The following is a 17,749-nucleotide window of genomic DNA, read 5'->3' on the forward strand; positions in this document are numbered from 1 at the left end:
AAAAAAATTAGTCTTCACTCATATCAGCCACCATCTTACGGTACATGCCATACATGCGCTGGCGGGAGATGTAACCCTTTAGATGCTGTTCGTGGTCGAGCACAGGTAGCCAGTCGGCACGAGTGTTGTCGAACTTCTTCATCACCTCTGTCATAGGATCATCATCGTTGAGTATGGCTGGGGGTTGGGTCATAAGTTGTCGTGCCTTGAAATGATGATAGAGCTCAGTACGGAACACCACATGGCGAATCTTCGTGATGTCGATCTCGCCGAGCAGACCGCCAGCAGCGTCAAGCACAGGCAAGAAGCTGTTACGGCTGCGACTTATCTTATGCACTATGGCACCAAGTTTAAGGTCAGGATCGACAGCCATATAGTTACGGTCGATGACGCTGTCAAGACTCATCAGTGTGAGTATGGCATGGTCGGTGTGGTGAGTGATGAGCTGTCCCTTCTTTGCCAGACGCATACCATAGATGCTATGAGGCTCGAAGATATAGATGGTTAGATAAGAGCACACACTGACTATCATCAGCGGCATGAACATGCTGTAGCCACCGGTGATCTCGGCGATCAGGAAGATGCCCGTAAGGGGAGCATGCATCACGCCCGACATCACTCCAGCCATGCCGAGGAGAGCAAAGTTCTTTTCAGGTACGTAGATGCCCACATTATATATATTCCATAGGCGTGCGAAGAGGAATCCGCTGAAACAGCCTATAAACAGACTGGGCGCAAACGTACCGCCACATCCGCCGCCGCCATTTGTGGCAGAGGTGGCAAACACCTTCGAGAGCATCACCAATGCCACATAGAGAATAAGGAAATGACTCTCGCCGGCAAACAGCGAGTTGCTCATGATACCGTCCCAGTCGGCTTGTGTGCGTCCGTTGAGGAGGAGGTTGATGGAGTTATATCCCTCGCCGAAGAGTGAGGGGAAGAGGAAGATGAGCAAGCTGAGGGTAGTGCCGCCGAGTGCGAGTTTAGCGTAAGGCTTGTCCTTGAACTTGGCGAAGATATTCTCACAAAACGTCATCGTGCGTATGAAATAAAGACTCACCAATCCGCAGAACACACCAAGAAGGATGTTGGCAGGGACACGACCCACTGGCCAATCGCCATCGATATGGAAGATGAACAACGAGGTGGAACCGCTGAAGATATAGGTGAAACAGGTGGCGGTGACACACGAGATGAGTATGGGCAGGAGTGACGCCATGGTAAGGTCGATCATCAGCACTTCGAGAGTAAAGACCAAACCGGCAATAGGAGCCTTGAAGATGCCTGCTATAGCACCAGCCGCTCCGCAGCCCACGAGGAGCATGAGCGTCTTGTTGTCCATATTGAACAGCTTGCCGAGATTAGATCCGATGGCTGAACCAGTGAGTACGATAGGTGCCTCGGCACCCACAGAACCACCGAAGCCGATGGTGATGCCCGATGCCACGACCGACGACCAGCAGTTGTGTCCCCTTAGGCGGCTTCTCTTGCTGCTTATGGCATACAAGATGCGTGTGATGCCATGGCTGATGTTATCCTTCACGATATATCGCACGAAGAGCGACGTGAGGTAGATGCCTATGACGGGATAGACAAGATAGAGCCAGTTGGCATTGGCCTTGTCGAAAGAGCTGGTGAGAAGAGCCACAATCTGGTTGATGACGCTATGCAGCACAAAGGCAGCGACCGCGGAGAACAGACCAACGAGGAAGGCGAGAAAGAGCACGAAAGCCCGTTCGCTGACGTTTTCCTCACGCCAGCGGCAGAACCGTCTGAATACTCCCATGTCTTCTTGTCTTACTTCTTCCATGCTCATTTCCTGATTATCTCCACTTCACCACCTTGTCCGAGACGAATGATGCTCGACGGTTTGTGCGGTTTGTGTTCCTGTCGTCGTGTCCAGCACACGTAATCCACAGCGTCGAGAATCTCCTGCGATATGTCGCGATAGTTCTGCGCTGCCGGTTCGCCTGATATATTCGCCGATGTGGAAACGATGGCTTTTTGGAACCTGTAGCACAGCTCCTTGGAGAACGCCTCTTGTGTTATTCTCAATGCTATGCTGCCGTCTTTGGCTATGAGATTTGGTGCGAGGTTGACGGCTCCGTCGAGGATTACCGTAGTGGGCTTGTCGGCACAGTCAAACAGTTGCCATGCCACCTGTGGCACCTGTCTCACGTATCGTTGGAGACGGTTGTCGCTATCCACAAGGCAGATGAGAGCCTTGGAGTCTTCGCGATGTTTAATCTCATATACCCTTGCCACTGCCTCTGCGTTGGTTGCATCACAGCCTATGCCCCAGACGGTATCTGTGGGATAGAGTATCACCCCACCCTTTCTCAGTACCTCGACAGCATTTTTTATATCCTCTTCTACTTTCATTGTGTTATCCTTTAAAACTCACTTGTAAAATGGAATTTAATATGTTTGAAATCCTCTTGTGCCATGCTGAGCACATAGCCACTGTCGGCAAGGAAGACGTCGCGGCCGTCCTTGTCCTTTGCCATATACTGGTATTTGCGTTTCTTGAAATTCTCGAGTTCTGCCTCGTCGTCGCTCTCTATCCAGCAAGCCTTATAGAGATGTACTGGTTCCCAGCGGCACTTTGCGTTATACTCGTTTTCAAGGCGATACTGTATCACCTCAAACTGCAGCTGACCCACGGTGCCCACTATCTTACGTCCGTTGAACTGATTGACAAAGAGCTGTGCCACTCCCTCGTCCATGAGTTGGTCGATGCCTTTCTGCAGCTGTTTAGCCTTCATGGGGTCGGCGTTCTCTATGTACTTGAACATCTCGGGAGAGAAGCTTGGCAAACCGCGGAAGTGGAGCTGTTCGCCATCGGTGAGAGTGTCACCAATCTTAAACATGCCATTGTCGGGCAAGCCAACGATATCGCCTGGCCAGGCCTCGTCGATGGTGCTCTTACGCTGCGCCATAAACTGTGTGGGAGAAGAGAAGCGCACGGTCTTGCCCTGACGTACATGCAGATAGGGTTTGTTGCGTTCAAACTTTCCGCTGCACACCTTACAGAAGGCGATACAAGAGCGGTGGTTGGGGTCGATATTGGCTGTGATCTTGAAGATGAAACCAGTGAACTTTGGTTCTTCGGGTTCCACCATACGTTCCTCAGCCTTTGTGGGTCGTGGACTTGGAGCTATCTCGACGAAGCAGTTAAGAAGTTCCTGTACGCCGAAGTTGTTGAGTGCCGAACCAAAGAACACCGGTGCCACTTCAGCTTCGCGATATGTCTCTATGTCAAACGCGGGATAGACGCCATCGACGAGTTCGAGGTCGTCGCGCAGTTTGGCTGCATCGGCATCGCCCACATGCGCCTCCAGTTGGTCGCTGTTAATATCCACCTCAACCTTCTCTGTTACACGTTGTTTGTCGGGTGTGAAGAGGTCGAGTTTGTTTTCATAGATGTTATACACGCCCTTGAACTTTGCCCCCTGATTGATAGGCCAGCTGAGAGGTCGCACCTTGATTTCCAGTTCCTGTTCGAGTTCGTCGAGGAGGTCGAAGGGGTCTCGTCCCTCACGGTCCATCTTGTTGATGAAGATGATGACGGGAGTCTTTCTCATTCGGCAGACAGTCATCAGCTTACGCGTCTGCGTCTCCACACCTTTGGCTCCATCGACCACGATGATAGCCGAGTCAACGGCGGTGAGCGTTCGGAAGGTGTCCTCGGCAAAGTCCTGGTGTCCGGGTGTGTCGAGTATGTTTACCTTATAGTCGTTATAATCAAACTCCATGACAGATGTAGAAACCGAGATACCACGTTGCTTCTCGATGTCCATCCAGTCTGAAGTGGCAGTTTTTCTGATTTTGTTGCTTTTCACTGCTCCGGCCACCTGTATCTGTCCGCCGAAGAGCAGGAATTTCTCTGTCAGTGTTGTTTTTCCCGCATCGGGGTGCGAAATAATCGCAAATGTCCTTCTTCTTTCTATTTCCTTATTCATATATCATTATTTATCTACAGAAATAGTCCTATTTCAATAGATGTTTTTTTATTGTCCACAGAATAATGTTTCTATTACCCCAAACCACTCACATCACAAATTCTTGATGCACTTCTCCAAAGACTCTTCCCAGTATGGAATCTCTATGCCGTAAGTCTGCTTAATCTTCGTCTTGTCGAGCACACTGTAAGCGGGACGGTTGGCAGGAGTAGGATATTCGCTTGTGTGGAGAGGTTTTACATGGCAAGTGGTGATGCCTGCTATGCGGTGTATGGCCTTGGTGAAGTCATACCAGCTGATGACGCCCTCGTTAGAGAAATGATATACTCCTGGCTGTATGCCTTTTGTTATGGCGGTCATGATGGCCTGTGCGAGGGCGGCAGCATAGGTAGGAGTGCCTATCTGGTCGAAGATGACACCGAGTTCTGTGCGCTCACGTCCGAGGCGTATCATGGTCTTGACGAAGTTGTTGCCGAAGGTGCTATAGAGCCATGCTGTTCGAATGATCATAGCGCGTTGGCAGAACTTCTCAACGCCGAGTTCGCCGGCGAGCTTTGTGCTACCATAGACACTGTCGGGCGATGGCGTATCATCTTCTTTATAAGGCACATGTCCTTTTCCGTTAAACACATAGTCGGTAGAGATCTGAATGATCCATCCTCCACGTTTCTCTACAGCAGCGGCGAGGTATGCCGGAGCCACTGTATTGAGAGCGGTGCATAGTTCCTTGCTCGTCTCTGCCTTGTCAACAGCAGTGAAGGCGGCACAGTTGACGATGCCGTCGATACAGTTGTCGCTGACAAAACGATCTATGGCAGCCTGGTCGGTGATGTCGAGTTCGGCGACATCGGTATTAAAGAATTTATACTCATGGTAGTTTTTTTCGAGCAACTGCATCTCATTGCCGAGTTGTCCGTTGCAACCTGTGATAAGAATATTCATATTTAAAGATATTTGAGTTTTACTTTATGGTTTTACGAGAGTTTAAGGCACTAAAATTCGAGTCCTTCGCTCTTGTCTTTGAAATAGTAGTCGTTGAGCATACCTATCAGAGTGGTTATCTCCTTGACGGCATGAGCCGTGTCGGGACTGATGTCTTTCTTCTGTAGTTTCAGCATCATCACGCCATAGAGGGAGTTGAAGCAAGTCTCAATCTCGTTTTCCTTTTTGTTGGCACCGCGGTTGCGCAGTTCCACTATATAGGGCAACACCTTGTAATATTCTGAGGTATAGAACGGGAACTTGGTGCTGTCGATGAGTTGGCGATGGAGGTCTTCGAGCATCATCAGCGTTGTTTTGTTTATCTGAAGATGTCCACGCTCGCGGCATCCCTCCTCGTTCATCATCCTGATGAGATTGCCAAACCAGTCGGTCTCTTCTTCCTTCTGCTCGTCGGTATAGTCAAACTGCTCGATATATTCCCTTCTTATTCTCGACAGCTGACAGCCGAAGGCGCGTATGGTATCTTCCACCTGCCACATGTACAAGATGTATTCGGCAATGTTTTTCTTTCTTAGTTCTTGAGCTATATACATTATTTATATATAAAATGATTACTTGAAAAAACGGTAAAGGTTGGTCACCGTACCGAAGAACATAATGATGGAGCACAACACCACCACTGAACCTATCACCTGATTGATGAGTCGTATGCCGTTGGCGTCAAACTTACCGCGTATCTTGTCGATGAGCCATGTGAGTCCATACCACCACAGCAAGGCACCGAAGATGATGCTGAGGAATCCCACCACCATCTCAAACGGGTGGTTGGGCATGACGAAGGCAAACTGGGCATAGCTTGCCAGGAAGAGGAAGATGATGAGAGGATTGGAGAAGGTGACGAGGAAGGCGGTGACTCCATTATGCCATAATGTGCCACGCCCGTTGCCCGAGTTGTGTATCTTCTTTGTGGGGTCGGACTTGTAGGTATAAAGTCCGAAGACGAGAAGCAGTACGCTTCCGACAATCTGCAGATACATTCTTGTCTGCTGGTTGTTCAACACGTCCATCACATAGCTCATGCCATAGGCAGTGATGGCAGCGTAGATGAGATCGCTGACCACAGCACCTATGCCCGTAATGAATCCATACCAACGACCTTTATTCAATGTTCGCTGGACGCAAAGCACTCCCACCGGCCCCATCGGTGCCGATGCAATCAACCCAATTAACATCCCCTTATAGATGAAATTAAGTATGTCTATATGTATTTGAAACGGCATAACGAGTGCAAAATTGCAAATTTTTTGGTAAACACACAAGTTTTTTTGGCAAAATCTTTGTTTCTTCGCATATTTTTTCTAACTTTGCCATCAAAATCAGATAACTATAATAAAAATATTGATAAAATAATGAACGCACAACCTTTAATGAAGCCGTATGTCATCGGCTTGGATCTGGGTGGAACTAACTCAGTTTTTGGAATCGTAGATAGTCGAGGAGACATTAAGGCAACCACTGCTATCAAGACACAGGGATACAATAATGTGGAAGACTATGTCAACGCATCGATTGACGCTTTGCAGATTATCATCGACCAGGTAGGAGGCATAGAGAAGATTAAGGCGATGGGCATTGGTGCTCCTAATGCCAACTACTACACAGGATGCATTGAACATGCTCCGAACCTCGTATGGGGTAAGGGTATCGTACCGTTGGCAAAGATGTTCAGCGACCGTCTCGGCGTTCCTGTAGCCATGACCAACGACGCCAATGCGGCTGCTATCGGCGAGATGGCTTATGGCGTGGCGAGGGGTATGAAGAACTTTATCGTCATCACTCTTGGTACTGGAGTGGGTTCAGGTGTTGTCGTCAACGGTCAGCTTGTATATGGTTCTGACGGTATGGCTGGTGAGCTTGGTCATGTCACCATGGTTCGTGGCAAAGAGGGCCGAGCCTGCGGATGCGGTCGTACTGGTTGCCTTGAGGCATACTGTTCTGCAACAGGTGTGGCACGCACTGCTCGCGAGATACTCCAGCAGACAGAAGAGCCGTCGCTGCTGCGTGAGCTCGACCCAGAGAAGATTACCTCGCTCGACGTGAGCATTGCAGCTGGCAAGGGCGACAAGGTGGCTAACGAGATATTTGAGTTTACCGGTAAGATGCTTGGTGAGGCATGCTGCGACTTTGCTGCATTCAGCAGTCCCGAGGCTTTCATCTTCTTCGGCGGTCTTGTCAAAGCTGGCGACCTGATAATGAATCCTATCAAGAAAGCATACGACGAACATGTGTTGCCAATCTTCAAAGGCAAGGCTCAGTTCCTCGTAAGCGGTCTCGATGGTGCTTCGGCTGCCGTGCTCGGCGCAAGTGCCATAGGATGGGACATACAGTAACTTCAATTTAGGAAGTTAAGGAAGTTAAAGAAGTTAAGGAAGTTAAAGAAGTTAAAGAAGTTAAGGAAGTTAAAGACAATAGTCTTTTCGCTTCCGTTCGGGAGTTTTCTTGGCTTACACATACGTCTTTAACTTCTTTAACTTCCTTAACTTCTTTAACTTCCTTTTTTCGCTTCGCTCAAGGAAACTTCTTCTTTAACTTCCCATTCTTCTCATACTCCCCTCTCCTCAAAATGAGTTAAATAATGTTATCTTCTTAATATTACCTTACCATTCCTTTCTCTGTTTGAAATAATATTCTTACCTTTGCCGCCAGATGAGGTTCGCGTAACAGCGATTAATAGGGAATGTGGTGAAAATCCACAACTGTCCCGCAGCTGTAAGTTCCTTTTTCATCTATATGCAACAATCCACTGCCACTGTTACCCTCGTTTGGAAACACCAAACGAGAGGAAGGCGGGAAGGAGCATATGGACGGAACGAAGTCAGAAGACCTGCCTCACGTAAATGACAATCGGCGAACATCCTCGGTGTAAGGATTGTAAGCACCCCACGATACTTACCTATGGCGCAGTATGGCGCTTGGGAATGCAGAGTGAAGTGAAATGCACGGAGCGATGTTCGTATTGTCGTTGATGATGCGGACCGTACGTGTATTATTATATAAGTTATGTAGAAATTGCCCAGTCGTGAGACTGGGCTTTCTTCGTTTGACAAGAAAACGGAAAAAATATTTGGCAGTTTGAAAAATAACTTATACCTTTGCGCCATGAAACGACTGTTCACCATATATATCACCCTGCTCATTGCGATGTTGGCACAGGCAAAGACCCAGGAATACGTCCCACGGATGAAATATCCTGGGAAGAAAAGCTATACTTATAGAATAGTCCTCAGCGACAAACGGGGATGCGGCTATTCTATCGACAAACCACGACAGTTTCTCTCGCAAAAAGCCATAGACAGACGGAATAGACAACGACTCGCCATCGATTCCACAGACCTTCCTGTCAACAACGCATATATCAAAAGGATTATGGAACTCTCGGACGAGATGCTTGTGGTAGGAAAGAGCAAATGGAACAACACCGTTCTTATCAACACCACTGACACAACCATTACCAAGAACATCTTGAAGATGAACTTCGTCAGAGGGTGCTACAAGGTGTGGACATCGCCCGACTCCATAATACCAACAGTGAAAAGAAAAAAACTGTCAGACCACTTCAACCCCTGGGACACACTTCAAAACGTGAGATACGGCTCAGCCTACCTCCAGGTGTCGAATATGCAAGGCGACAAGCTCCACGACAAAGGTTACAGAGGACAGGGAATGACAATAGCGGTGCTCGACGGCGGCTTCGCCAATGTGGATAGACTCAACGCCTTTAAGAATGTGAGGATAACAGGATGGAAGGATTTCGTATTCCCGCAGTCGCGAGATATCTTCAACGAGACCGACCACGGCACAAAGGTCCTCTCTGCCATGGCTGTCAACGCTCCGATGGTATATATAGGAACAGCGCCTGAAGCAAATTACCTTCTACTGAGATGCGAGGACCAGCAAAGCGAACAGCCAGTGGAAGAAGACTACTGGGCCATGGCAGCCGAATATGCCGACTCGGCAGGTGTGGATATGATAAGCAGCAGCTTAGGCTATCACGAATACGACAACCACTATGGCGACCACCACTACTGGGAACTCGACGGCAAGACAGCACTCATCTCCCACACCGCCTCGATGCTGGCGAGGAAAGGCATCATACTCGTCAACAGTGCCGGCAACTATGGCATGGGACAATGGAAAAAAATCACCTTCCCGGCTGACGCAAAAGACATCATCACCGTGGGAGCATTGACACCAGAACTCGTCAACGCACCATTCAGCGGCGTAGGACCGACACAAGACGGACGCGTAAAACCCGACCTCATGGCCATTGGCAGTCCGTCGTCGCTCATCTCAAGGAGAGGTACGGTGATAGAAGATATGGGCACCTCCTTCTCCACCCCACTCGTCTGCGGACTCATTGCTTGCCTATGGCAGGCAATGCCCGAAAAGACTGCTCTTGAGATGATAGAAATAGTGAGGCTATCGGGCAATAACATCACACATCCCGACAATATCTACGGATATGGAACGCCCGACTTTATCAAGGCTTTGACAGACAACATAACCCGCTGAAAAAGAGCGAAAAGACAATGATAACCCCAAAATCACTCGAACAATATGCAACATCTCTCACTCTTCGAACTTAACAACCTTGTCAGACAGACCATCGACCTCGGTCTGCCAAGGGCATACTGGGTGGAGGCAGAGGTGGCGGAAATGAGGGAGAACAGCGGCCATTGTTACATGGAACTCATCGAGAAAGACCCTCGTTACAACACTCCCATAGCACGAGCGTCGGCAAAATGCTGGAGACAGACATGGGGAGCCGTAAAGCCATACTTCGAACGTGAGACTGGTCAACACCTGAGGACAGGCATGAAGATACTCGTCGAAGTGACGGCACAGTTTCATGAAGCATATGGATTCTCGTGGATCATCACCGACATCGACCCGCAGTTCTCGCTCGGCGACATGGCACGACGCCGACAAGAGATAATACGCCGACTGAAAGAAGAAGGCGTGTTTGACCTCAACAAACAACTACCGCTGCCACTCTTCACACAACGGATAGCCGTAATCTCGAGCGAGACAGCAGCAGGCTATGGCGACTTCCTCTCACAACTCGCCAACAACAGCTATGGATATCACTTCAAGGTGACACTCTTCCCCACCATAATGCAGGGAGAAGGCATTGAGAAAAGCATCATCAAAGCCTTAGACATCATCAACGACAACTATGACGACTACGACTGCGTAGTGATAACAAGAGGCGGAGGAGCGACAAGCGACATGAGCGGATTCGACACACTGGAACTGGCAGAGAACGTGGCCAACTTCCCTCTGCCTGTCATCACAGGAATAGGACACGACCGCGACGAATGCATACTCGACATGGTGTCGCACACAAGGGTGAAAACACCGACAGCCGCAGCAACTCTCCTCATCGACCATCTGCATGCCATCGACATGAGGATCAACGACTACAGCCAACGCCTCGCCAACTGCGCCACACGCATCATGGACACTGAACGACAACGCCTTCAACGCCTCACTGACCGCATACCAACGATGATGACCATGGCAACAGAGAGACAGAAGGCACGCTTGGACATTATCAACGAACGACTGTCAAGACATGCCATCCTCGCCATAAGCACACAGCGCGAAAGAGTGGCGCAACTCGAACAGCGCATGCCGCCGGCCATTGAACACACACTGCTCACGGCACGACATCAACTCGAAATGCTACAAAACCGCACTGCCAACCTCGACCCACAACAGCTGCTGAAAAGAGGATACAGCATCACACTACATAATGGCAAAGCACTCACCGACCCCTCTCAGGTAAGACGAGGCGACATCATCGAGACGAGACTTAAAGAAGGAATAATACGATCTACAATAAACTGACAACAATTATGGAAACGACAATGAAATATGAAGAAGCCGTAAAGGAACTCGAGACGATAGTGAGACGTATGGAAGCAAACGAACTCGATATCGACACACTAAGCACCGAACTCAAACGCGCACAGGAACTGCTGCGACTCTGCGAAGACAAGCTCACAAAGGCCGACGAAGAGGTGAAGAAAGTGCTGAAGAATAATTGATATGCTATCTTTTCAACATCATTATATAAAAAAAGAGTGAAAAAAGTTGCGGGATAAAATAATTCTTAGTACTTTTGCAACTGATTTTTACGAAAAAAGGACAAAATAACATCAAAACATACTATTATGAAAGATTTGGATTGGTCAAGCCTCTCTTTCGGATACAGAAAGACTGACTACAACGTACGCTGTTATTATCGCAACGGCCAATGGGGCGAAATAGAAGTTTGCTCCGACGAGTACATCAACATGCACATGGCCGCCACTTGTCTGCACTATGGACAAGAGGCGTTTGAGGGCCTTAAGGCATACCGCTGTCCCGACGGCAAGGTGCGTGTCTTCCGTATGGACGAAAACGCCAAGCGTCTGCAGAGCACCTCACGCGGCATCCTCATGCCAGAAGTGCCGACAGAGCTCTTTGAAGAGATGGTGAAGAAGGTCGTTGTGCTTAACCAAGAGTGGATTCCTACGTACGAGAGCGGAGCAACACTATACATCCGTCCACTCCTCGTAGGCACTGGCGCACAGGTAGGCGTTCATCCCGCCGACGAGTATCTCTTCCTTATCTTCGTCACTCCAGTAGGACCGTATTTCAAGGGCGGCTTCTATGCCAACCCATACGTCATCATTCGCGACCACGACCGTTCTGCCCCTCTCGGCACAGGTATATATAAGGTGGGAGGCAACTATGCTGCATCGCTCACCGCCAACAAGAAAGCCCACGACTTGGGTTATGCCTGCGAGTTCTATCTCGACGCAAAGGAGAAGAAATATATCGACGAGGCCGGAGCAGCCAACTTCTTTGGCATCAAAAACAACACTTACGTCACACCAAAGTCAACGTCGATACTGCCGTCGATCACCAACAAGTCGCTGATGCAGCTGGCGGAAGACCTCGGACTGAAGGTGGAGCAACGTCAGATACCCGAAGAAGAATTGGAGACATTCGAGGAGGCTGGCGCATGCGGCACAGCTGCCGTCATCTCGCCCATCTCACGCATCGACGATGTTGAGACTGGCAAGAGCTATGTCTTCGGCGAAAAGCCAGGTCCTATCAGCGAGAAACTCTATACCCACCTGCGCAACATACAGTATGGCATAGAGGAAGACAAGCACGGATGGACTACAGTAGTGATTGAATAAAGTAATTTTTTTAACCAAATAAACATTTATTGCTATGCTAAACAAAAGAGTAGAAGAGGCTATCAACGCCCAGATTAATGCTGAGATGTGGTCAGCATACCTTTACTTGTCAATGTCGGCTTGGTGCCACGCCAACGGCAACCCAGGCTTCGGCAAGTGGTTTGAAGTGCAATTCCAGGAGGAGCAGGATCACGCCAAGATCTTGTTTAACTATATCATCTCTCGTGCCGGAGCTGTGGAACTGAAGGCCATCGACGAAGTGCCCACACAGTGGAACAACCTCCTCGACGTCCTCGAAAGCACTCTCGCACACGAGCAAAAGGTGACAAGCCTTATCAACAATCTCTATGCCATAGCTCAGGAGGAGAAAGACTACGCCACATCAAGCATGTTGCAGTGGTTTATCGACGAGCAGGTGGAGGAAGAGGAGAATGCGCAGAATATCATCGACAACCTGAAGATGATCAAAGACAACGGCTACGGACTCTATATGCTCGACAAAGAGCTCGGCACCCGCACCTACACACAGGCATCACCACTGGCTGGAAAGTAAATATTAATAGTTGACAAGTTGACGAGTTAAAAAGTTAACTCGTCAACTTCTATATAATTATGTCCAAAGGAAAACTGCAGAAATTCGCTGAGATGGAGACGTTTCCCAACGTGTTCCAGTTTCCATATTCAGCAATGACAGACAACAAGCCCTTCGCCATGCAAGGCCGTTGGCGGAGCGACTTTTTTCATAACGACAACCCCATAGTACTTGAGCTCGGCTGCGGCAAGGGTGAATATACGGTGGGCTTGGCGAAGCTATTTCCCAACATCAACTTCATTGGAGTCGATATCAAAGGAGCTCGAATGCACGCTGGCGCCAAACAGGCTGTGGAAGAACGACTGCCAAACGTAGCCTTTCTCCGTACCAACATCGAGATCATCGACCGCTTCTTCGGCGAAGGAGAGGTGCAGGAGATATGGCTCACGTTTAGCGACCCACAGATGAAAAACCCGAGGAAACGCCTCACGAGCACTTTTTTCCTCGAACGCTACCGCCGCTTTCTCACCGACGGCGGTCTGATACATCTGAAGACCGACAGCAACTTCCTCTTTACCTACACCACACTGATGGTGGAGCACAACAAGCTGCCCATGGAGTTCCGCACAGACGATCTTTATCACACCGAAGGTATCGACGAGGCGACTCAACAGATATTAGGCATCAAGACCTATTACGAGTCGCAATGGATTGAGCGCGGTCTGAACATAAAGTACATGAAATTCCATCTCCCCAAAGGTATCCAACTGGAGGAATCGGACGTCGAAATACCACTCGACGAATACCGCAGCTATAAACGCACAAAGCGCAGTTCACTGGAAAAAAGCAAGTGAACCGCGCTTTTTTCGTGTTCAAATAGTCTAAAACTGCATGAAAAACGAGAATAAATTATGAAATAATTTTGTAATTTCCACAACTTTTACTACCTTTGCGGCTGATATTGCAATATTATATGTACAAACAAGAGAAAATCAAGCCTTACAACGACAAGGATGACAAAGGAAAACAGGTGGAAGAGATGTTTGACAACATCGCCCACTCATACGACAAACTCAACCATCGCCTGTCGTGGAACATCGACAAGGGATGGCGTATGAAGGCTATAGAAACATTGGCACCATACAACCCGAAGACAATCCTTGACGTGGCTACAGGAACAGGCGACTTCGCCATTCTTGCAGCCAAAAAGCTGTGTCCGCAAAAACTCGTTGGCTCCGACATCTCAGAAGGTATGATGGAGATAGGAAGACAGAAGGTGAAGGCAGAGAGACTCGACGGCATCATCTCGTTTGCAAAAGAAGACTGCATGGCACTGTCGTTCGCCGACAACACCTTCGACGCCGTCACCGCCGCCTTCGGCATAAGAAACTTCCCTAATCTCGACAAGGGACTGAAAGAGATGTGCCGAGTGCTGAAACCTGGCGGACATCTTTGCGTCATCGAACTGACACAGCCAGCACACAACCCAATGAAGACTCTCTTCAACATCTACTCTCACACCGTCCTCCCCGTATGGGGCAGGATGATATCGAAAGACGACAGGGCTTACTCCTACCTCACCGCTACCATCGAGGCATTTCCCCAGGGAGAGGAGATGATGACAATACTACAGCAGGCAGGCTTCAGGAAGACTTCGTTCAGAAGACTCACCTTCGGAATATGCACACTATTAATAGCAACAAAATAACAAATAATACATAACGACATGGACAAGTACGGACTTATAGGATACCCCTTGGGACACTCCTTCTCAAAAAGCTACTTCAATCAGAAGTTTGACGACGAAGGCATCGACGCTGTATATGAGAATTTTGAGATACAATCAATCGACGCTCTGACGGAAGTGCTGGAAACCAACCCCACCCTCCGCGGACTCAACGTCACCATTCCATACAAGGAGAAGGTCATCCCGTTCCTCGACTCCATAAGTCCTGAGGCAAGGGCCATTGGAGCAGTAAACGTGATAAAAGTAACCCGCGAGGGAGGCGACATCAAACTGAAGGGATTCAACTCTGACGTCGTTGGCTTCACCGACAGCATAAAGTCTCTCTTGCAAAGTTATCACAAGAAAGCTCTCATCCTCGGCACCGGCGGCGCATCGAAAGCCGTGCAATACGGACTGAAAAGCCTTGGCCTCGAAACAGTGTTTGTAAGCCGTTACGACCGCCCAAACACCATACAATACAAGGAGATCACTCCTGAGATAATCAAGGAGTATAACGTCATCGTCAACTGCACGCCGTCAGGCATGTATCCGCATGTTGACGAATGTCCCGACCTGCCATACGAGGCCATGGACCACAAAACCATCCTCTACGACCTCATCTACAATCCCAACGAGACCTTGTTTATGAAGAAGGGCGCCCAATATGGAGCCACGGTGCAAAACGGACTCGAGATGCTACTTCTCCAGGCTTTCGTCAGCTGGGACTTCTGGCAATAAGCTGCGGACGCAATATAGTGAACGCAACATTCTTTCACGACAATGTAGTGAATGAACGTTTTTTCGACAAAATAGACAACTGAGAATAGAAATATAATAGAACAGACATGAATAAAGACAACCGTTATATGCTTCGCGGCGTGAGTGCCGCAAAAGAAGATGTCCACAACGCAATAAAAAACATCGACAAAGGCATCTTCCCACAGGCATTCTGTAAGATAATACCCGACATTCTCGGCGGCGACCCAGAGTATTGCAACATCATGCACGCCGACGGAGCAGGAACAAAATCGTCGTTGGCTTACGCCTACTGGAAAGAGACCGGCGACCTGAGCGTATGGAAAGGCATAGCACAGGATGCACTCATCATGAATACCGACGACCTGCTCTGCGTGGGAGCCGTGGATAATATCCTCGTGTCAAGCACCATTGGACGCAACAAGATGCTCGTTCCGGGAGAGGTGATCTCGGCCATCATCAACGGCACCGACGAACTGCTCAAGCAAATGCGCGATATGGGCATCGGCATCTATGCCACTGGCGGCGAGACAGCAGACGTGGGCGACCTCGTCCGCACCATCATCGTCGATTCTACAGTGACATGCCGAATGAAACGTAGCGACGTCATCGACAATGCCAATATCCGTCCGGGAGACGTCATCGTCGGACTGTCGTCGTGCGGACAAGCCACCTACGAGGACCGCTACAACGGCGGTATGGGCAGCAACGGACTGACCTCAGCCCGCCACGACGTGTTTAACAAGTATATCGCGGAGAAATATCCCGAGACCTTCGACCATGCAGTGCCCGACGACCTCGTATATAGCGGCAGCTACCGCCTCGACCAGACGGTCGAAGGCGTCAACGTCAACGCCGGACAACTCGTCCTCTCTCCCACCCGAACCTACGCTCCGGTAATAAAGCAACTTCTCGACCTGATGAGAAAAGACATCCACGGCATGGTACACTGCACCGGAGGAGCTCAGACCAAGGTGCTGCACTTCGTGGGCGACAACTGCCGCGTGGTGAAGGACAACATGTTCCCTATTCCTCCACTCTTCCGCGTCATCCACGACGAGAGCGGCACTGACTGGAAAGAGATGTACAAAGTGTTTAATATGGGACACAGAATGGAGATATATGTCAGCCCCGAAAATGCAGACAAGGTGATCGAGCTCAGCCGCAGCTTCAACATCGACGCACAAGTGGTGGGACATATCGAGGAAGGAAAGAAGAGCCTCACCATTAAGTCGGAGTACGGAACATTTGAGTATTAAACGAAGGAGAAAGGAAGGAAGAGGAGTAAAAATCGAACAATATATAATTAATGATAGAAAACAATAGCATACTGCAAAAGCTCGACGGACTGGTAAGCCGTTTTGAGGAGGTATCGACACTGATTACCGACCCTTCGGTCATAGCCGACCAACAGCGTTTCGTGAAACTCACACGCGAATACAAAGACCTGGGCGACATCATCGATGCCCGCAAACGCTACATAGCTTGCCTTAACGCCATCGCCGAGGCAAAGGACATACTCGCCAACGAGAGCGACCCAGAGATGAAGGAGATGGCTCGAGAGGAACTGTCTGTCAACGAAGAACTACAGCCGAAAATCGAAGAGGAGATAAAGATTGCCCTTGTGCCGAAAGACCCAGAAGACGCAAAGAACGTGGAGATGGAGATCCGCGCTGGCACTGGCGGCGACGAGGCTTGCCTCTTTGCCGGCGACCTCTTCGCCATGTATAAGAAGTTCTGCGAGTCGAAAGGCTGGAACCTCGCCATCACCAGCGTCAGCGAAGGTGCTGTGGGCGGATTCAAGGAGATAGACTTTGCCGTCAGCGGCGACGGAGTGTATGGCGTGCTGAAATATGAGTCGGGAGTACACCGCGTCCAGCGAGTGCCTGTCACCGAGAGCAACGGCCGCATGCAGACCAGCGCCGCCACCGTGGCCGTACTGCCTGAGGCAGACAAGTTTGAGGTGAACATCAACGAGGGCGAGATAAAGTGGGACACTTTCCGCTCGTCGGGAGCTGGCGGACAGAACGTCAACAAGGTGGAATCCGGTGTGCGTCTGCGTTACATGTGGAAGAACCCCAATACCGGCGAGACCGAAGAGATACTCATCGAGTGTACCGAGACTCGCGACCAACCCAAGAATAAGGAACGTGCGCTCGCACGCCTGCGTACCTTTATTTATGACAAAGAGCATCAGAAGTATGTAGATGACATTGCCAACCGCCGCAAGACCCTCGTCTCCACCGGCGACCGCAGTGCAAAGATACGCACCTACAACTTCCCACAGGGCCGCGTCACCGACCACCGCATAGGTTACACTACCCACGACCTGCAGGGATTCCTCGGCGGCGACATTCAGGACATGATCGACGCACTTACCGTGGCCGAGAATGCCGAGAGAATGAAAGAAGCCGAACTGTAATAGTGCGTTATGGGACTCATCTACACCAAGAAGAAAGACGACGAACAGCGTGAAAAGACCGTTCAGGCTGAGGAGTTCATACATCGAATGATCTCGATGAAACAAAAAACGATAGAGACTTTTAACGAATTGCCAAAGACAGAAATAAAGAAATAA

The 17,749-nt window shown here is 49.5% G+C and carries 18 protein-coding genes and 1 riboswitch; of the genes, 12 read left to right on the forward strand and 6 right to left on the reverse strand.

Annotated elements, in window-relative coordinates; genetic code table 11:
• Positions 1 to 7 precede the first annotated feature (7 nt).
• From CIK99_RS11810 to CIK99_RS11835, 6 genes are all read right to left on the reverse strand, one after another.
• Positions 8 to 1,810 (reverse strand): chloride channel protein, encoded by a 1,803-nt coding sequence (locus CIK99_RS11810; RefSeq protein WP_094381727.1) that lies wholly within the window; start codon positions 1,808 to 1,810, stop codon positions 8 to 10.
• Between the two features lie 2 nt (positions 1,811 to 1,812).
• Positions 1,813 to 2,382 carry an L-threonylcarbamoyladenylate synthase gene (locus tag CIK99_RS11815; RefSeq protein WP_094381703.1) on the reverse strand — a complete coding sequence of 190 codons (570 nt, stop codon included), beginning with the start codon at positions 2,380 to 2,382 and terminating at the stop codon, positions 1,813 to 1,815.
• An 11-nt stretch (positions 2,383 to 2,393) separates the two neighbouring features.
• Positions 2,394 to 3,962 (reverse strand): peptide chain release factor 3, encoded by a 1,569-nt coding sequence (locus CIK99_RS11820; protein WP_094381704.1) that lies wholly within the window; start codon positions 3,960 to 3,962, stop codon positions 2,394 to 2,396.
• A 93-nt stretch (positions 3,963 to 4,055) separates the two neighbouring features.
• On the reverse strand, positions 4,056 to 4,904 hold the full coding sequence (rfbD, locus tag CIK99_RS11825; protein ID WP_094381705.1) for a dTDP-4-dehydrorhamnose reductase: 849 nt from the start codon (positions 4,902 to 4,904) through the stop codon (positions 4,056 to 4,058).
• 50 nt (positions 4,905 to 4,954) lie between these two features.
• Positions 4,955 to 5,497 (reverse strand): DUF4924 family protein, encoded by a 543-nt coding sequence (locus CIK99_RS11830; protein WP_094381706.1) that lies wholly within the window; start codon positions 5,495 to 5,497, stop codon positions 4,955 to 4,957.
• Positions 5,498 to 5,515: 18 nt separating this feature from the next.
• Positions 5,516 to 6,184, reverse strand: coding sequence for a LysE family translocator (locus CIK99_RS11835; RefSeq protein WP_094381707.1), 669 nt, complete (start codon positions 6,182 to 6,184; stop codon positions 5,516 to 5,518).
• Positions 6,185 to 6,313: 129 nt separating this feature from the next.
• On the opposite strand from CIK99_RS11835, the gene CIK99_RS11840 reads away from it, so the two are divergent.
• From CIK99_RS11840 to CIK99_RS15540, 12 genes are all read left to right on the forward strand, one after another.
• Positions 6,314 to 7,294 carry an ROK family protein gene (locus tag CIK99_RS11840; RefSeq protein ID WP_094381708.1) on the forward strand — a complete coding sequence of 327 codons (981 nt, stop codon included), beginning with the start codon at positions 6,314 to 6,316 and terminating at the stop codon, positions 7,292 to 7,294.
• Positions 7,295 to 7,596: 302 nt separating this feature from the next.
• Positions 7,597 to 7,811, forward strand: a riboswitch (cobalamin riboswitch).
• Positions 7,812 to 8,036: 225 nt separating this feature from the next.
• A complete protein-coding gene (locus CIK99_RS11845; protein ID WP_254047798.1) occupies positions 8,037 to 9,476 on the forward strand; it encodes a S8 family serine peptidase in 1,440 nt (479 codons plus the stop codon).
• 45 nt (positions 9,477 to 9,521) lie between these two features.
• Positions 9,522 to 10,814, forward strand: a complete 1,293-nt coding sequence (gene xseA, locus CIK99_RS11850) for an exodeoxyribonuclease VII large subunit (protein WP_094381709.1) — start codon at positions 9,522 to 9,524, stop codon at positions 10,812 to 10,814.
• 20 nt (positions 10,815 to 10,834) lie between these two features.
• Positions 10,835 to 11,014: an exodeoxyribonuclease VII small subunit gene (xseB, locus tag CIK99_RS11855; RefSeq protein ID WP_254047799.1), complete on the forward strand. Its 180-nt coding sequence runs from the start codon at positions 10,835 to 10,837 to the stop codon at positions 11,012 to 11,014.
• A gap of 105 nt (positions 11,015 to 11,119) precedes the next feature.
• Entirely contained in the window at positions 11,120 to 12,157 is a 1,038-nt protein-coding gene (locus CIK99_RS11860; protein ID WP_256387406.1) for a branched-chain amino acid aminotransferase, read from the forward strand.
• Positions 12,158 to 12,191: 34 nt separating this feature from the next.
• Positions 12,192 to 12,710, forward strand: a complete 519-nt coding sequence (locus CIK99_RS11865) for a ferritin (RefSeq protein ID WP_094381712.1) — start codon at positions 12,192 to 12,194, stop codon at positions 12,708 to 12,710.
• Between the two features lie 59 nt (positions 12,711 to 12,769).
• A complete protein-coding gene (gene trmB / locus CIK99_RS11870; RefSeq protein ID WP_094381713.1) occupies positions 12,770 to 13,543 on the forward strand; it encodes a tRNA (guanosine(46)-N7)-methyltransferase TrmB in 774 nt (257 codons plus the stop codon).
• A gap of 119 nt (positions 13,544 to 13,662) precedes the next feature.
• Complete coding sequence (ubiE, locus tag CIK99_RS11875; RefSeq protein ID WP_094381714.1) at positions 13,663 to 14,397, forward strand: bifunctional demethylmenaquinone methyltransferase/2-methoxy-6-polyprenyl-1,4-benzoquinol methylase UbiE; 735 nt, start codon at positions 13,663 to 13,665, stop codon at positions 14,395 to 14,397.
• An 18-nt stretch (positions 14,398 to 14,415) separates the two neighbouring features.
• The gene (locus CIK99_RS11880; protein WP_094381715.1) at positions 14,416 to 15,153 is read left to right on the forward strand and encodes a shikimate dehydrogenase; all 738 of its coding nucleotides are present in this window, start codon (positions 14,416 to 14,418) and stop codon (positions 15,151 to 15,153) included.
• Between the two features lie 107 nt (positions 15,154 to 15,260).
• Positions 15,261 to 16,430, forward strand: a complete 1,170-nt coding sequence (locus tag CIK99_RS11885; RefSeq protein ID WP_094381716.1) for an AIR synthase-related protein — start codon at positions 15,261 to 15,263, stop codon at positions 16,428 to 16,430.
• 50 nt (positions 16,431 to 16,480) lie between these two features.
• Positions 16,481 to 17,593 carry a peptide chain release factor 1 gene (gene prfA, locus CIK99_RS11890; RefSeq protein ID WP_094381717.1) on the forward strand — a complete coding sequence of 371 codons (1,113 nt, stop codon included), beginning with the start codon at positions 16,481 to 16,483 and terminating at the stop codon, positions 17,591 to 17,593.
• Positions 17,594 to 17,602: 9 nt separating this feature from the next.
• Positions 17,603 to 17,749 (forward strand): hypothetical protein, encoded by a 147-nt coding sequence (locus tag CIK99_RS15540; protein ID WP_173805363.1) that lies wholly within the window; start codon positions 17,603 to 17,605, stop codon positions 17,747 to 17,749.

Origin of the sequence: Prevotella sp. P5-92, from assembly GCF_002251245.1 — a bacterium.
In the GTDB taxonomy this organism is placed as follows: domain Bacteria; phylum Bacteroidota; class Bacteroidia; order Bacteroidales; family Bacteroidaceae; genus Prevotella.

What these genes read in the sequence shown, in the direction of transcription:
- CIK99_RS11810 (WP_094381727.1), bottom strand. Translation starts at nt 1,810, where the DNA reads ATGGAAGAAGTAAGACAAGAAGACATGGGAGTATTCAGACGGTTCTGC.
- CIK99_RS11815 (WP_094381703.1), bottom strand. Translation starts at nt 2,382, where the DNA reads ATGAAAGTAGAAGAGGATATAAAAAATGCTGTCGAGGTACTGAGAAAG.
- CIK99_RS11820 (WP_094381704.1), bottom strand. Translation starts at nt 3,962, where the DNA reads ATGAATAAGGAAATAGAAAGAAGAAGGACATTTGCGATTATTTCGCAC.
- rfbD (WP_094381705.1), bottom strand. Translation starts at nt 4,904, where the DNA reads ATGAATATTCTTATCACAGGTTGCAACGGACAACTCGGCAATGAGATG.
- CIK99_RS11830 (WP_094381706.1), bottom strand. Translation starts at nt 5,497, where the DNA reads ATGTATATAGCTCAAGAACTAAGAAAGAAAAACATTGCCGAATACATC.
- CIK99_RS11835 (WP_094381707.1), bottom strand. Translation starts at nt 6,184, where the DNA reads ATGCCGTTTCAAATACATATAGACATACTTAATTTCATCTATAAGGGG.
- CIK99_RS11840 (WP_094381708.1), top strand. Translation starts at nt 6,314, where the DNA reads ATGAACGCACAACCTTTAATGAAGCCGTATGTCATCGGCTTGGATCTG.
- xseA (WP_094381709.1), top strand. Translation starts at nt 9,522, where the DNA reads ATGCAACATCTCTCACTCTTCGAACTTAACAACCTTGTCAGACAGACC.
- xseB (WP_254047799.1), top strand. Translation starts at nt 10,835, where the DNA reads ATGAAATATGAAGAAGCCGTAAAGGAACTCGAGACGATAGTGAGACGT.
- CIK99_RS11865 (WP_094381712.1), top strand. Translation starts at nt 12,192, where the DNA reads ATGCTAAACAAAAGAGTAGAAGAGGCTATCAACGCCCAGATTAATGCT.
- trmB (WP_094381713.1), top strand. Translation starts at nt 12,770, where the DNA reads ATGTCCAAAGGAAAACTGCAGAAATTCGCTGAGATGGAGACGTTTCCC.
- ubiE (WP_094381714.1), top strand. Translation starts at nt 13,663, where the DNA reads ATGTACAAACAAGAGAAAATCAAGCCTTACAACGACAAGGATGACAAA.
- CIK99_RS11880 (WP_094381715.1), top strand. Translation starts at nt 14,416, where the DNA reads ATGGACAAGTACGGACTTATAGGATACCCCTTGGGACACTCCTTCTCA.
- CIK99_RS11885 (WP_094381716.1), top strand. Translation starts at nt 15,261, where the DNA reads ATGAATAAAGACAACCGTTATATGCTTCGCGGCGTGAGTGCCGCAAAA.
- prfA (WP_094381717.1), top strand. Translation starts at nt 16,481, where the DNA reads ATGATAGAAAACAATAGCATACTGCAAAAGCTCGACGGACTGGTAAGC.
- CIK99_RS15540 (WP_173805363.1), top strand. Translation starts at nt 17,603, where the DNA reads ATGGGACTCATCTACACCAAGAAGAAAGACGACGAACAGCGTGAAAAG.